Source organism: Amycolatopsis sp. NPDC006125, assembly GCF_040614195.1.
GTDB classification, from domain to species: domain Bacteria; phylum Actinomycetota; class Actinomycetes; order Mycobacteriales; family Pseudonocardiaceae; genus Amycolatopsis_E; species Amycolatopsis_E tucumanensis.
This window is the reverse complement of sequence record NZ_JBEXTZ010000091.1, coordinates 19,198-32,832: the sequence shown is the minus strand read 5'-3', so window position 1 is coordinate 32,832 and position 13,635 is coordinate 19,198. Positions and strand designations below refer to the sequence as shown.

The window sequence follows — 13,635 nt, the reverse complement described above, 5'->3', positions numbered from 1 at the left end:
TCCACAGCCTGCTTTTAGTCGCCGATCAGGCGTGTCAAGGTACTCTTTCCCGCCTTGACACGACTGCTCGGCGACTGAAACACACTCAGGGCCCGCCCCACGCTCAGCTCTCCAGCAGCACGATGCCGTCGTCGTCGGCGTAGAGCATGTCGCCGGGGTGGAAGGTGACCCCGCCGAAGCCGACCGGCACGTCGACCGCGCCGTTGCCCGCCTTGCTGCTCTTGCGCGGGTTGGTGCCCAGGGCCTTGATGCCGATCGGCAGCCCGGCGAGCATTGCGCTGTCCCGCACCGCGCCGTTGATCACCAGGCCGGCCCAGCCGTTCTCGACCGCCGAGCCCGCGATGAGGTCGCCGGTGAGCGCGGTGTGCAGCGAGCCGCGCCCGTCGACCACCAGCACCGCGCCCTCGCCCGGCGTGGCGAGCACCTGCTTGACCAGGCCGTTGTCCTGGTAGCACGAGACGGTCCGGACCCGGCCGGAGAACACCCGCTGCCCGCCGAACTGGCGGAACTGCGTGTCGCACACCCGGAGCTTGTCGCCGTGCTCGTCGACCAGGTCGGCGGTGGAGGAGGTCACTCGGATCGCCTTTCGTCGTGGTGGGCCTGCCGGATGGAGTCCAGCAGGCCGGGGAACCGCTGGTGGATCTCGTCCCGGCGCAGGCGCACGAAGCTGCCGTTGCCCGCGTCGCGCTGGTGGATGAGCCCGGCCTGCCGCAGCACCCGCCAGTGGTGGGTGCGGGTCGACTTGGCGACGGGCAGGTCGAACGAGGCGCACGCGTGCTCGCCGTCCGGCCGGTCCAGCAGGTCGACGACCACCCCGCGCCGGTGCCGGTCGGCCAGCGCCGACAGCACGGTGCCGAGATCGAGGTCCATCGCGTCCCCTTGTCGTAGGTACGAAGGTGATAGTACCTTGCCGGGCATGCTCATGGTCTTCGACATCAACGAAACCTTGCTCGACCTCGCGCCGCTGGACGACGTCCTCGGCGGCGAGGAGGTTCGCACGCGGTGGTTCGACCTGCTCATCCACACCGCGCTGGTGGTCACCGCGAGCGGCCGGTACCAGGACTTCGCGCAGCTCGCCGGCGCCTGCGCACGCGCCGTCGCGCCCGACGCGGACGTGCCACGGCTGGCCGCGACGCTGCGATCCCTGCCGCCGCACCCCGATGTGGAGCCCGCGCTGGCCGAGCTGCGCGACCAGGGGCACCGGCTGGTGGCGCTGGGGAACTCGCCGCAGGCGGTGATCGAGGCGCAACTCGCGGACCTCGGTTTCGACGCGATCTACTCGGCCGAGGCGGCGGGCGCGCTCAAGCCGTCCCCGGCGGCCTACGCACTGGTCGAACACGCCGGCGAGCCGCCGGTGATGGTCGCCGCGCACGACTGGGACATCGCCGGCGCGCAGGCCGCGGGAATGCGCACGGCCTTCGTCACCCGCGACGGCCGCCGCCCGCTGCCCGCACACGCGAGTCCGGATTGGACGGTCACGGATCTCGCCGACTGGGCGCGGAGCCTGCGCACCGCGTGACGTCGCCTGGGGAGAGAACACGGCTGCGTGGTGAACAAGGCGCCCGGAGTGGGCGCCTTGGTGCCGGGTGGCTGGCCCGCACTCGGAACGCCAACACACCACCCAGACAGCAAACACACCGCCCAGAACGGCAAACCCACCGCGCCGGCGTCAGTGCACCGGCGTGACGATCCCGTACTCGTGGATCTTCCGGTAGATCGTCGCGCGGGAGATGCCCAGCAGTTGCGCCGCGCGGGCCTTGTTGCCGCCCGCGTCCTCCAGGCTGCGCACGATCGCGTCGCGTTCCACCGCCTCGAAACGGTTCAGCGGGCGCCGGGCGATGGTGTGGTACTCGGCCGGCAGGTCGTTCGGCCGGATGGTCCCAGTGCGGCGCCGCTGGGTGATTTCCCGCAGCACCTGGTGCAGCTGCGCCGTGTTGCCCGGCCATGACGCCCGCATCAACAGGTGCATCGCCTCCGGTGAGCACGTGATCTGCCCGCCGTGCGACAGCTTGCTGAGGAACAGCGGCACCAGCTCGGCCAGGTCCTCCACGTGCCGCCGCAGCGACGGCACCCCGACCGTCCGCGGGAAGAACGCGAGCAGCTCCGCCAGCCGCGGGCTGCTCTCGGCCTCCGGCGTCAGCGTCAGCGCCACCCACGGCCCGTCCGGCCGCGGCACCTGCCGCAGCACGGCGACCAGCGCGCGCACGTCCTCGTCGCCCAGCCGGTCGGCATGCCGGATCACCAGCGTGTCCACCGGGTCGTCGAGCAGCTCGTGCCGCACGTCCCCGGCCCAGCCCGGTCCGGCCTCGGCCGCGTCGAGCGTGTGCAGCCGCCCGGCCGGGTTGCGCCGCCGGTGCACGCCCTGCGCCAGCGTGTGCTTCCCGACCCCGGGCTCGCCTGCCAGCACCAGCCACTCGCCGCGGACGAAGCTGCTGTCGACGGCGTGGCAGCTGCGCGACCACGTCGGCGCCGACCCGGCCACGCCGGGCAGGAACATCGGCACGGCGGGCAGTGTGACGCCCGCGCCCCCGTCGGTGTCGACCAGCTGCACCGACAGCACCCCGCCGGCGATCTCGCCGGTCCGCTCGCCCGCCACACGACGGCAGTACATCCGCACCTTGCCGCCGCTGGACAACACGATCGTCTCGGTGGCGCGCCGGGCCGCGGACAGCGCCTGCTTGGCGTGCCCGAGCACGAGCGACTGGTCGGCCGGGTCGAGGAGCTGGCGGGCGGCGTCGTTCATCATCACCACGTCGTCGTTGAACGCGATCACGATCCCGGTGGTGCGGCGGCAGGCCTGCAGGTAGGTCTGGAACAGCACCAGCTCGCGCATGGTGCTGTGGGTGAGCAGCGCCTGCCGGATCTGCTCGGCGGTCGACCTGGCGAGCGCGACGAGCAGCCCGCCGGCGTCCTTGCGCCAGCAGGTCAGGTCCACGGCGCCGATCGTCTTGCCGGAAATCGGGTGCTGGATCGGCACGCCCGCGCACGCCAGGTTCTCCAGGTTCTCCGCGTAGTGCTCGTGCCCGAACACCTGCGTCGGCCGCCCGTCGGCGAGCGCGGTGCCGATCCCGTTGGTGCCGACGAACTTCTCGCCGTAGCTGAACCCGGGCGCCAGCTCCACGCTCTGCAGGTGCCGGTGCAGGTCGTGGTCGCCGGTGCGCTGCGTGAGCACGACGCCGGACTGGTCGGTGAGGATCATGCTGATCGGCTGGCCGTCGAGCTGGTCGCCCAGCCGTTCCAGCACCGGTTGCGCGCCGCGGATCAGCGGAGTGTCCAGGTTCTGGTCGCCGGTGTAGGGCAGGTCGATGCGGTCCGCGGGCACCTGGAACTCGCGGGAGCGCCACCAGGACGCGAGGATCGCCTCGCGGACCTGCCCGGGCTCGACCGCTTCGGCCGTCAGGAACCGCAACCGGGTGCGCGCCAGCTTGACGTCGTCGAGCACCGCGCCGCCCCGGTCGTGGTCCACTCTGACCTCCTGCCGCTGCCCCGCACAGGGTAGTCCGGACACCGCCGTTGTGTCCTGGGTCACAAGGTAGCCGCCCGGTCGGTCGCACCGCGTCTCAAATTGAGACACGCCCCCGTGCCGGCCGGGCGTGGGATGGGTGCATGCCCGAGGAAACGTACAACCCGTGGACGGTCGTGAACGTCGTGTTCCACCACCTCGTCGACCAGGGCCTGCACCCCACCCTCGGGGACGGGCACCCGGGCGACCCGGCGGCGGAACTGCTGCGCGCCCTCGGCATCACGCCGGAGGCCGAGGGCGACGCCCGGCAGAAGGCCGCGGTGCACGACCACCTCGCCGAGCTGCGCCGATCCGTCTTCGGCGAACCTGAACCGCCTGTCTCATATTGAGACCCGCACGCGCGGGCGCCCGGCCTCCAATAGACGGTGTAGGACTTGTGCCCACCTAGGAGTGATCATGAGCCGCCAAAGTGTGGCGAGAGCCCACCAGAAGATCCAGGAACTGTCCTGGGAACCGGCCTACCACGAGCCGGTGTCGCAGTACGGGACGGACTACACGTTCCGCAAGGCGAAGAAGAAGGATCCGCTCAAGCAGGTCCTGCGGTCCTATTTCCCGATGCAGGAGGAGAAGGACCACCGCGTGTACGGCGCCGAGGACGGCGCGATCCGCGGCAACATGTTCCGCCAGGTCCAGGAACGCTGGCTGGAGTGGCAGAAGTTGTTCCTGAGCATCATCCCGCTGCCGGAGATCTCCGCGGCGCGCGCGATGCCGCTGCTGTTCCGCACCGTGCCGAACCCCGAGCTGCACAACGGCCAGGCGATCCAGATGATCGACGAGGTCCGGCACTCGACGATCCAGCAGAACCTCAAGCGCCTGTACATGAACAACTACATCGACCCGGCCGGCTTCAACTCGAGCCTGCGCAACTTCCAGAACGATTACTGCGGCACGATCGGCCGCCAGTTCGCGGAAGGCTTCATCACCGGTGACGCCATCACCGCCGCGAGCATCTACCTGACGATCGTCGCCGAGACCGCGTTCACCAACACGCTGTTCGTGGCCATGCCGGCGGAGGCTGCGGCCAACGGCGACTACCTGCTGCCGACCGTCTTCCACTCGGTGCAGTCCGACGAGTCCCGGCACATCAGCAACGGTTACGCCACGCTGCTGATGGCGCTGTCCGACGAGAGCAACCACCAGCTGCTCGAACGCGACCTGCGCTACGCCTGGTGGAACAACCACGCCGTGGTGGACGCGGCGATCGGCACGTTCATCGAGTACGGCACCAAGGACCGCCGCAAGGACCGCGAGTCCTACGCCGAGATGTGGCGGCGCTGGATCTACGACGACTACTACCGCAGCTACCTCGTGCCGCTGGAGAAGTACGGCCTGGTCATCCCGCACGACCTGATCGAGGAGGCCTGGAACCGCATCTGGAACAAGGGTTACGTGCACGAGGTCGCGCAGTTCTTCGCCACCGGGTGGCTCGCCAACTACTGGCGCATCGACCCGATGACCGACGAGGACTTCGAGTGGTTCGAGCACAAGTACCCCGGCTGGTACGACAAGTACGGGAAGTGGTGGGAGAACTACAACCGGTTGTCCGTGCCGAACGGGCACCACCCGATCGTCGCCGAGGACGTCGACTACGTGTACCCGCACCGGTGCTGGACGTGCATGGTGCCGTGCCTCATCCGCGAGGACACCGTGATCGACAAGGTGGACGGGCAGTGGCGCACCTACTGCTCGGAGCCGTGCCGGTGGACCGACGCCGAGGCGTTCCGCCCGGTCTACCAGGGCAGGCAGACGCCGAACATGGGCCAGCTGGTCGGCGCCCGCGAGTGGGAGACCCTCTACCACGGCTGGAACTGGGCCGACGTCGTCTCCGACATGGGCTTCGTGCGCGACGACGGCAAGACGATGGTCGCGCAGCCGCACCTGGACCTCGACCCGAAGAAGATGTGGACGCTGGACCACCTGCGGCGCATGCCGGAGGTGCAGAGCCCCAACGTGCTGCTCAACCAGATGACCGACGACGAGCGGTCGGCCTTCATCGCCGACTACAACCGCCAGGGACCGGCCGGGCGGCCGGCGCCGGCGAACTGACGCCCGCTGCGGGCCCCGGGCGCACCGGGGCCCGCGCGCCGGGACACGAAGGGGTGTCGATGGGCGACAAGCACGTGGTGCGCTTCGAGCCGGTGGGGATCGAGATCGAGGTCGACGAGGACCAGACGATCCTCCGCGCCGCCGCCGAACAGGGCGTGATGCTCATGCACGGCTGCAAGGAGGGGCAGTGCGCCTCGTGCAAGTCGTTCATCCTCGACGGCGACGACGTGGAGCACGAGAGGTACTCCACGTTCGCGCTGCCGGACTTCGAGAAGGAGGAAGGGTTCACGCTGCTGTGCCGGGCGCACGCGTACGAGGACCTGACCATCGAACTGCTCAACTACGACGAGGAGATGATCCACTCCGGACTGCCGATCCGGACCGCGGTGGCCGAGGTTGTGGCCAACGAGCCGGTCACGCACGACATGCGTCACCTCGTGCTGAAGCTGGTCGAACCGGCCACGCTCAAGTACTTCCCCGGCCAGTACCTGGACTTCGCGGTGCCCGGCACGGACCAGACGCGCTCGTTCTCCATGGCCGGCCTGCCTGCCGACGGGCACCTGGAGTTCGTGGTCAAGATCTACCCCGGCGGCCTGTTCTCCCAGTTCCTGGACACCGGTGTCGCGGTCGGTGACCGGCTCGAGGTGACCGGGCCGTTCGGGGTGTTCACCCTGCGGGACGCGCCCGGCGCGCCACTGGTGTTCGTCGGCGGCGGGGCCGGCATGGCGCCCATCCTGTCGCTGCTGCGGTCGATGGCCGCCCGCGGCGGCGAGGTGGCGGCGCGCCGGACCACGTTCTACTACGGCGCCCGCCGCAAGCAGGACCTCTGCTTCGAGGCGGAGCTCCACGAGCTGGAGCAGACCCTGCCCGCGTTCACCTACGTGCCCGCGCTGTCCGAGCCCGGCGACGACGACTGGGACGGCGAGACCGGGCTGATCACCGACGTCGTGCGCCGCCGGGAGACGGATCTCGCCGGCGCCGACGCCTACGTGTGCGGTCCGCCGCCGATGGTCGAGGCGGCCCTGGAACTGCTGCCCGCGCTCGGGGTCGCGGACAAGCGGATCTTCTACGACAAGTTCACCACCACCGGCGACGAGTGAAGGAACAAGCCGATGACAGCGACGCAGGAACGCAGCGTGCCCAAGCCCGTCTTCACCGACGCCGAAGCGGGCGCCAAGGTCTTCCCGGACTCCGGGGCGCGCCGGTTCAACTACTTCAACCCGGCGAAGCGGAAGCAGAGCCACTACGAGGACGTCACCGTCGAGGTGCAGCCCGACCCGCGGCACTACCTGGCGCAGGGCTGGCTGTACGCGTTCGCCGACGGGCGTGGCGGCTACCCGCTCGAATGGACCGTGCTCAAGGCGTGGGGCTCGGACCGGCCGGTGCCGGAACGCGGGCCGGGCTCGGGCGGCAAGGGCTACGACTGGCCCGCGCTGGGCTGGCACGAGTTCCGCGACCCGAACGAGGAGTGGGAGCTCACGCTCTACCGCTACAACGCCAACGTGGTGCGCCAGCTCAACCAGAACATCGAGGCCGCCCGCCAGTCGAACGCCTTCGACCAGTGGAACCGCAACTGGACCCAGTTCGTGGCGCAGCACGTCGGGGCGTGGATGCACGTCGACCACGGGCTGGGCCTGTACCTGTTCGCCAACGCCAACCGGCGCGCCCCGACGAACATGCACAACAACGCGATCTCGGTCAACAGCATGCACAAGATCCGGGCCGCGCAGGACCTGGCGCTGTACAACCTCACCCTCACCGAGGAGATCGAGGGCTTCGACGGCGCCGCGCACCTGGCGACGTGGAACGACGACCCGGCCTGGCAGGGCGTGCGGGAGGTCGCCGAGCAGCTGACCGCGATCGACGACTGGTGCGAGGCCGTCTTCGCCGCCAACATCGTGTTCGAACCGCTGGTGGGGGAGCTGTTCCGCAGCAACCTGGTGCAGCAGGCGGCGCCGGCCAACGGCGACTTCGTGACCCCGACCCTGATCGGGGCCGAGGAGTACGACTACGCCGAACGCGACCTGCGCTACACGCGCGCCATGTTCGAGCTGCTGGTCGGCGACCGCGAGTTCGCCGAGCACAACACGAAGATCATGCAGGACTGGCTGAGCACCTGGGTGCCGCGCTGCGTCACCGCGGCCAGGACGCTGCAGCCGCTGTGGTCGCAGCCCGACGCCAAACCGTCCCGCTTCGAGGACGGACTCGACCGCGTGAAGAGCCGCTTCGGCGGCATCCTGTCCGACCTGCGTCTGCAAGCACCGAAGGAGCTGGCCCAGTGACTACCCAAGTGCGCGCCGAGAGCCCGTTCAAGTCCGACAACACCGCGTCCAACATGTGCGGCTTCACCTTGATGAACAACCAGGTCGGCGTGATCGTGGCCGAGGTGATGGGGACCAAGGACAACGTGCGGATCACCCACTTGCCGTCGATGATCCGCGTGGACGCGAAGAACCGGATGGACGTGGTCTACAGCGAGATCGACGAGGCCGCCGGCGAGGAGGAGGGCTGGTTCAACTCCGCCGAGTTCGAGGAGAGCATGTCCACCCACTACGGGCGGATGGTGCACCTGGACGATCGCACGATCATGTTCGCCAACCCCGAGGACGCGGCCGAGTACCTCGACTTCGACCTCAAACCGATCCGCTGACGCCGACCACCACAACGGAGTGAGGGCAGGAGAATGTACGAAAAGGACGGCGAGAAGTACTTCGTGGTCGACGGGCACACCCACTTCTGGGACGCCAGCCCGGAGAACTGGGTCGAGGGGCAGGAGGAGTACGCCAAGGGCTGGATCGAGTGCTTCCACGCCTACCAGGGCCTCGGCCCGGCCGACACCCACTGGCCGATCGACCGGTTCCAGAAGTACTCCGAGGAACTGATGATGCACGACCTGTTCGAGGCCGGGCACGTCGACGTCGCGATCTTCCAGCCGACGAACCTGCGGCAGTGGTACCGCAACGGGTTCAACACGACCGAAGCCGACGGGGCGCTGGCCGAGAAGCACCCGGGCAAGTTCCTCGTCAACACCTACTTCGACCCGCGTGAGGGCGACGCGGGCATGAAGGCGTTCGAGGAGCGGGTCAAGCGCTACGGCTGCAAGGGCGTCAAGCTCTACACCGCCGAGTGGCTGGGCGACTCCCGCGGCTGGAGCCTGAAGGACCCGGAGGCGTTCCGCTACCTGGAGAAGTGCGAGGAGCTGGGCGTCAGGAACGTCCACGTGCACAAGGGCCCGACGATCTGGCCGCTGGACAAGGACGCGTTCGACATGTCCGATGTGGACCGCGCCGCGACCAGCTTCCAGGGGCTCAACTTCATCGTCGAGCACGTCGGACTGCCGCGCATCGAGGACTTCTGCTTCATGGCCACGCAGGAGCGCAACGTCTACGCCGGCCTCGCGGTCGTCGTCGGCGGGCTCATGCACGCCCGGCCGAAGTTCTTCGCGAAGGTGATGGGCGAGCTGATGTTCTGGCTCGGCGAGGACAAGCTGATCTTCGGCGCGGACTACGCGATCTGGGAGCCGAAGTGGCAGGTCGAAGGATTCGTCGACTGGCAGATGCCGGCCGACGAGGAGTTGTCCGACTTCGCGCCGCTGACGGTGGAACAGAAGAAGAAGATCCTCGGGCTGAACGCCGCCCGGCTCTACGACATCGACGTGCCCGAGGAGCTGCGGCTCGAGGCGCCGAAGGTGGTCGAGCCCGTCGGCGTGCCGAACCCGTGACCGCGCTGGAGGAGGTCCGCGCCTGCCACGCCGCGGTGTGGCAGGCGCTGGGCACGGTCCGCGACCCCGAGCTGGACGAACCGCTCACCGACCTCGGGTTCGTCGCGCGGTGCGCGGTGGACGGCGGACGGGCGGCCGTCGAACTGCGGTTGCCGACCTACTTCTGCGCGCCGAACTTCGCGTTCCTCATGGTCGCCGACGCCTACGACGCCGTGTCCGCGGTGCCCGGCGTCACGAGCGTCGAGGTCCGGCTGGTCGACCACTTCGCGGCCGAGACGATCAACCGGGGCGTCGCGGCACGGGCCGGGTTCGTCGCCTCGTTCGCGGGCGAGGCGGTGAACGAGCTCGACGAGCTGCGGGCCACCTTCGTCCGCAAGGCGGTGCTCGCCGGCACCGACCGGGTCTGCCGGGCGCTGCGGAAGTCCGGTGTGGACGGTGACCGGCTGGCGCGGATGACGCTGGGCGAGGTGCCCGCGGGCCCGGACCGGGAACGGCTCCGGGCCAGGCGCCGGGAACTCGGGCTGCCATGCGGGGACGGCGACCCGCTGCTGGTCGACCCGGAGACCGGCGAGGCGGTGCCGCCGTCGGACGCGGCGCGGCACCTGGGATTCGCGCGGCTGACGCGGGCCGGTCAGGAGGCCAACTCCGGGGTCTGCCGGGACATGCTGCGCGTGCGGTACCCGCACATCGGAGAACAGGAGGGCGCACGATGAAAGCGGTGCGGCTGCACGCCTACCACCAGCAGCCGGTGATCGAAGACGTTCCGGAACCGCAGGCGAAGGAACCCTTCGACGTCGTGGTGAAGATCGGCGGCGCGGGTGTGTGCCGGACCGATCTGCACATCATCGAGGAGCAGTGGGCGGAGAAGTCGGGCGTCACGCTGCCCTACACGATCGGGCACGAGAACGCGGGCTGGGTGCACGAGATCGGGCCGGGCGTGACCAACGTGGCGGTCGGCGACACGGTGATCCTGCACCCGACGCCGACCTGCGGGCTGTGCCACGCCTGCCGCGCGGGCAACGACATGCACTGCGAGAACTCGGTCTTCCCCGGCATCGACTCCGACGGCGGGATGGCCGAGTACCTGCTCACCTCGGCGCGGGCGTGCATCAAGCTCGACCCCAGCACGCAGCCCGCCGACGTCGCGGCGCTCGCGGACGCCGGGATCACCGCCTACCACGCGGTGCGCAAGGCGGTGCCGCAGCTGTACCCCGGCACGGTGTGCGTCGTCAACGGCGCCGGCGGGCTCGGGCACATCGGCATCCAGTCGCTGCGCGCGCTAACCGCGGCCACCGTGGTGGTCGTCGACCGCAACGCCGAGGCGCTCGAGCTCGCGGCCGAGCTCGGCGCGGACCACACGGTGCTGGCCGACGGCAAGCAGGTCGACGCGGTGCTGGACCTGACCGGCGGCAACGGCGCCGAGGTCGTGCTCGACTTCGTCGCCGAGCAGGGCGCCCAGCAGGACGCCTTCGCGATGACCCGGCGGGGCGGCTCGCACTTCGTCATCGGCTACGGCGGCAACATCGACATCCCGACGATCGACATCATCTCCACCGAGCGCAACGTGATCGGCAACCTGGTCGGCACCTACAACGACCTGGTGGAGCTGATGGTGCTGGCGCAGGCCGGGAAGGTCACGCTGCACACGAAGAAGTACCCGCTGGACGCGGCACTCGACGCGCTGGCCGATCTGGACGCCGGCCGCGTGCGGGGCCGGGCGATCCTCACCCCCTGACCACTCGCAGCGGAGGAGTGACGAAACGATGGCGAAGGAACTGCGGTTCGGCGCGGATGCCCGCGGCCTGCTGCTGTCCGGTGTGGACAAGCTGGCCGAGGCCGTGAAGTCCACGCTGGGTCCCAAGGGGCGCAACGTGATCATCGAGAAGATCACCGGTTCGCCGGTGGTCACCAACGACGGCGTCACGATCGCCAGGGAGATCCACCTGAAGAACCAGTTCGAGAACATGGGCGCGCAGCTGGTCAAGGAAGCCGCGATCAAGACCAACGACGTGGTGGGCGACGGGACCACCACGGCGACGGTGCTCGCCCAGGCCATCGTGCGGGAGGGCATGGCGGCGATCGGGCGCGGCGGCAACCCGGTGCTGGTCAAGCGCGGCATCGACCACGCCGTCGGCCGCCTCGTCGACCACCTGGAGAAGGTCGCGCACCCGGTGGTCACCGAGCACGACTACGCCCGGGTCGCGGCCATCTCCGCCAACGACGACGACGCGGTCGGCGCGGTCATCGCCAAGGCGCTGCACACCGTCGGCGACACCGGTGTGGTCACCGTCGAGGAGGCCCCGCGGATCGGGATGACCGTCGACTTCGTGGAGGGTTTCGAGTTCGACAACGGCTACCTCTCGCCGTACCTGGTCACCGACCCGGGCCGGCTGGAGGCCGTGCTCGACGACCCCTACATCCTGATGTGCAGCGAGAAGATCACCAAGGTGCAGCAGCTGATGCCGTTGCTGGACAAGGTGATGCGCGCGCCGCGGCCGCTGGTGGTGATCGCCGAGACGGTCGAGGGCACCGCGCTGAGCATGCTGGTGCACAACCACGTCAACGGCACGTTCCAGGCGTGCGCGATCCGGGCGCCCGGCTTCGGCGACCGGCGGTTGCACAAGCTGGAGGACCTCGCCGCGGTCGTCGGGGGCGCGGTGCTGTCCCGGCACTCCGGGTTCACGCTGGAGACGATGACGCTGGAGCACCTCGGGCGGGCCCGGCAGGTGCGGGTGACCGAGAACAAGACGACCGTCGTCGACGGGGCGGGCTCGGCCGACGACGTCGAGTTCCGCGTCACCCAGCTGCGCGCGGAGCTGGAGCGCGCCCAGTTCGGCGTGGACGAGGACGTCCTGACCGAACGCATCGGCGCGCTGACCGGGAAGGTCGCGATGATCCACGTCGGCGCGGCCACCCCGGCCGAGCTGAAGGAGTTGCAGCACCGGGTCGAGGACGCGTTGTCCGCGACCAGGGCGGCCATGGCGGAGGGCATCGTCGCCGGTGGCGGGGCGGCGTTGCTGCACGCCGAGAAGGTGCTGGCCGACACCGGCCTGGCCGGCGACTACGCCACCGGGGCGGAGATCGTGCGGCGGGCGCTGGCCGAACCGGCGCGGCTGATCGCGGCCAACGCCGGCTACCCGGCCGACGAGGTGGTGGCGCGCACGCGTGACCTGGGCGAGGACGAGGGGTTCGACGCGCTGCTCGACCGCTACGGCAACATGATCGAGATGGGGATCATCGATCCCTTGCGGGTGTGCCGCTCGGCGCTGCAGAACGGCGCGTCGGTGGCCGGGCTGCTGCTCACGACCAACTCGCTGGTCGCCGAGGAGCAGACCCCGTGGGGCGGCAGCCCCGCGCTGATGACCGAGTTCGGTCCGCTGGACGAGGGGCTGCACCAGCCCTCGCCCGATTCCTCTACGCCGCAGTCGCTCGGGATGGGCCCGTCGGTGGGCTGATCTCCCGTGCCCGTGAGGTGGAACGTCATGTCAGAGACAACGCAGAGCACCAACGTCCATCCGGAAACCGTTCCCCACGTCCAGGACCTGCGGGCGATCGTCGAATCGCCCGGCCACCCGGCGAGCGTCGTGGTCGGCGCGGGCGGTGATCCGCTGATCCTGGCCCTGCCGATCTTCGCGGTCGGGTCGCTGGCACTGGGCATCGCGCTGACCGGGGTGATGCTCCCGCTGGCCGCGCTCGGCGCGGTGCTGCCCATCGTGCTGTTCGCGACCGGCGTCGGCCTGGTCATCTCCACGGTGTGGGCGCTGCTGCTGGGGCAGACGATGGTCGCCGGCATCACCGGCACGTTCGCCGGGTTCTGGCTGAGCCTGGGCGGGTTGCTGCTCGGCCTGACGCACAACTGGTTCGGGCTGCTGCCCGAGGTGGCGGTCCAGACGCAGGAGATGTTCTTCATCTGCTGGGCGTGCCTGTTCGTGTTCCTCCTGGTGCCGTGCCTGCGGCTGCCGGCGGTCTACCCGCTGATCGTCGGGCTCGTGGTGGCCGCGCTGGCGCTGGCCGCGACGGCGCTGCACGTTGGCGACGCGACGCTGTTCGAGTTCTCCGGGTACGTGGTCCTGGCGTTCGCCGCGCTCGGGTTCTACGCCTTCGTGAACGTCGGGCTCACCGCGATGGGGGCTCGCGAACCCTTCCCGCCGCTGGGCAGGCCGCTGCTGTCCTGACGGCGGACGCGAGCGTGCGCCGGGAGCCGGCCGCGACTCCCGGCACACGCGCCCACACCGCAACGGCAGATGGGCAAACACGCCGCCCCCACGGGCAAACACGCCGCCCCAGCCGGTGTGTTTGCCCGTCCGGGTGGGGTGTTTGCCGGTCCGGGTGGGGTGTTTGCCGG

The 13,635-nt window shown here is 69.9% G+C and carries 14 protein-coding genes; 11 read left to right on the top strand and 3 right to left on the bottom strand.

Annotated elements, in window-relative coordinates:
• Positions 1 to 103: 103 nt before the first annotated feature.
• Positions 104 to 574 (bottom strand): ribonuclease E activity regulator RraA, encoded by a 471-nt coding sequence (gene rraA, locus ABZ193_RS33915; RefSeq protein ID WP_354712745.1) that lies wholly within the window; start codon positions 572 to 574, stop codon positions 104 to 106.
• Positions 571 to 870: a helix-turn-helix transcriptional regulator gene (locus ABZ193_RS33910; protein ID WP_237340275.1), complete on the bottom strand. Its 300-nt coding sequence runs from the start codon at positions 868 to 870 to the stop codon at positions 571 to 573. The genes rraA and ABZ193_RS33910 overlap by 4 nt, the downstream gene beginning before the upstream one ends.
• Before the next feature lie 46 nt (positions 871 to 916).
• Here ABZ193_RS33910 and ABZ193_RS33905 point away from each other — a divergent pair, with 46 nt between their 5' ends.
• Positions 917 to 1,519, top strand: a complete 603-nt coding sequence (locus ABZ193_RS33905; RefSeq protein ID WP_354712744.1) for an HAD family hydrolase — start codon at positions 917 to 919, stop codon at positions 1,517 to 1,519.
• Positions 1,520 to 1,669: 150 nt separating this feature from the next.
• On the opposite strand, the gene ABZ193_RS33900 is transcribed toward ABZ193_RS33905, so the two are convergent.
• Positions 1,670 to 3,466: a helix-turn-helix domain-containing protein gene (locus tag ABZ193_RS33900; RefSeq protein ID WP_354712743.1), complete on the bottom strand. Its 1,797-nt coding sequence runs from the start codon at positions 3,464 to 3,466 to the stop codon at positions 1,670 to 1,672.
• Positions 3,467 to 3,606: 140 nt separating this feature from the next.
• Here ABZ193_RS33900 and ABZ193_RS33895 point away from each other — a divergent pair, with 140 nt between their 5' ends.
• The 10 genes from ABZ193_RS33895 (at position 3,607) to ABZ193_RS33850 (ending at position 13,465) form a co-directional block, all read left to right on the top strand.
• Positions 3,607 to 3,852 carry a hypothetical protein gene (locus ABZ193_RS33895; protein ID WP_020422711.1) on the top strand — a complete coding sequence of 82 codons (246 nt, stop codon included), beginning with the start codon at positions 3,607 to 3,609 and terminating at the stop codon, positions 3,850 to 3,852.
• 67 nt (positions 3,853 to 3,919) lie between these two features.
• Entirely contained in the window at positions 3,920 to 5,569 is a 1,650-nt protein-coding gene (locus tag ABZ193_RS33890) for a methane monooxygenase (protein WP_345074680.1), read from the top strand.
• 59 nt (positions 5,570 to 5,628) lie between these two features.
• Positions 5,629 to 6,669 (top strand): 2Fe-2S iron-sulfur cluster binding domain-containing protein, encoded by a 1,041-nt coding sequence (locus tag ABZ193_RS33885; protein ID WP_354712742.1) that lies wholly within the window; start codon positions 5,629 to 5,631, stop codon positions 6,667 to 6,669.
• A 12-nt stretch (positions 6,670 to 6,681) separates the two neighbouring features.
• Positions 6,682 to 7,851, top strand: coding sequence for a toluene hydroxylase (locus ABZ193_RS33880; RefSeq protein ID WP_237337201.1), 1,170 nt, complete (start codon positions 6,682 to 6,684; stop codon positions 7,849 to 7,851).
• A gap of 8 nt (positions 7,852 to 7,859) precedes the next feature.
• Positions 7,860 to 8,219: a propane 2-monooxygenase effector subunit MimD gene (mimD, locus tag ABZ193_RS33875; protein WP_020422707.1), complete on the top strand. Its 360-nt coding sequence runs from the start codon at positions 7,860 to 7,862 to the stop codon at positions 8,217 to 8,219.
• A gap of 33 nt (positions 8,220 to 8,252) precedes the next feature.
• Positions 8,253 to 9,290, top strand: coding sequence for an amidohydrolase family protein (locus tag ABZ193_RS33870; protein WP_237337200.1), 1,038 nt, complete (start codon positions 8,253 to 8,255; stop codon positions 9,288 to 9,290).
• Positions 9,287 to 10,003, top strand: coding sequence for an iron-sulfur cluster assembly protein (locus tag ABZ193_RS33865; RefSeq protein WP_354712741.1), 717 nt, complete (start codon positions 9,287 to 9,289; stop codon positions 10,001 to 10,003). The genes ABZ193_RS33870 and ABZ193_RS33865 overlap by 4 nt, the downstream gene beginning before the upstream one ends.
• Positions 10,000 to 11,025 (top strand): NAD(P)-dependent alcohol dehydrogenase, encoded by a 1,026-nt coding sequence (locus ABZ193_RS33860; RefSeq protein WP_354712740.1) that lies wholly within the window; start codon positions 10,000 to 10,002, stop codon positions 11,023 to 11,025. The genes ABZ193_RS33865 and ABZ193_RS33860 overlap by 4 nt, the downstream gene beginning before the upstream one ends.
• A gap of 28 nt (positions 11,026 to 11,053) precedes the next feature.
• The gene (groL, locus tag ABZ193_RS33855) at positions 11,054 to 12,745 is read left to right on the top strand and encodes a chaperonin GroEL (protein WP_354712739.1); all 1,692 of its coding nucleotides are present in this window, start codon (positions 11,054 to 11,056) and stop codon (positions 12,743 to 12,745) included.
• Between the two features lie 27 nt (positions 12,746 to 12,772).
• On the top strand, positions 12,773 to 13,465 hold the full coding sequence (locus tag ABZ193_RS33850; protein ID WP_354712738.1) for a GPR1/FUN34/YaaH family transporter: 693 nt from the start codon (positions 12,773 to 12,775) through the stop codon (positions 13,463 to 13,465).
• Positions 13,466 to 13,635: the final 170 nt, after the last annotated feature.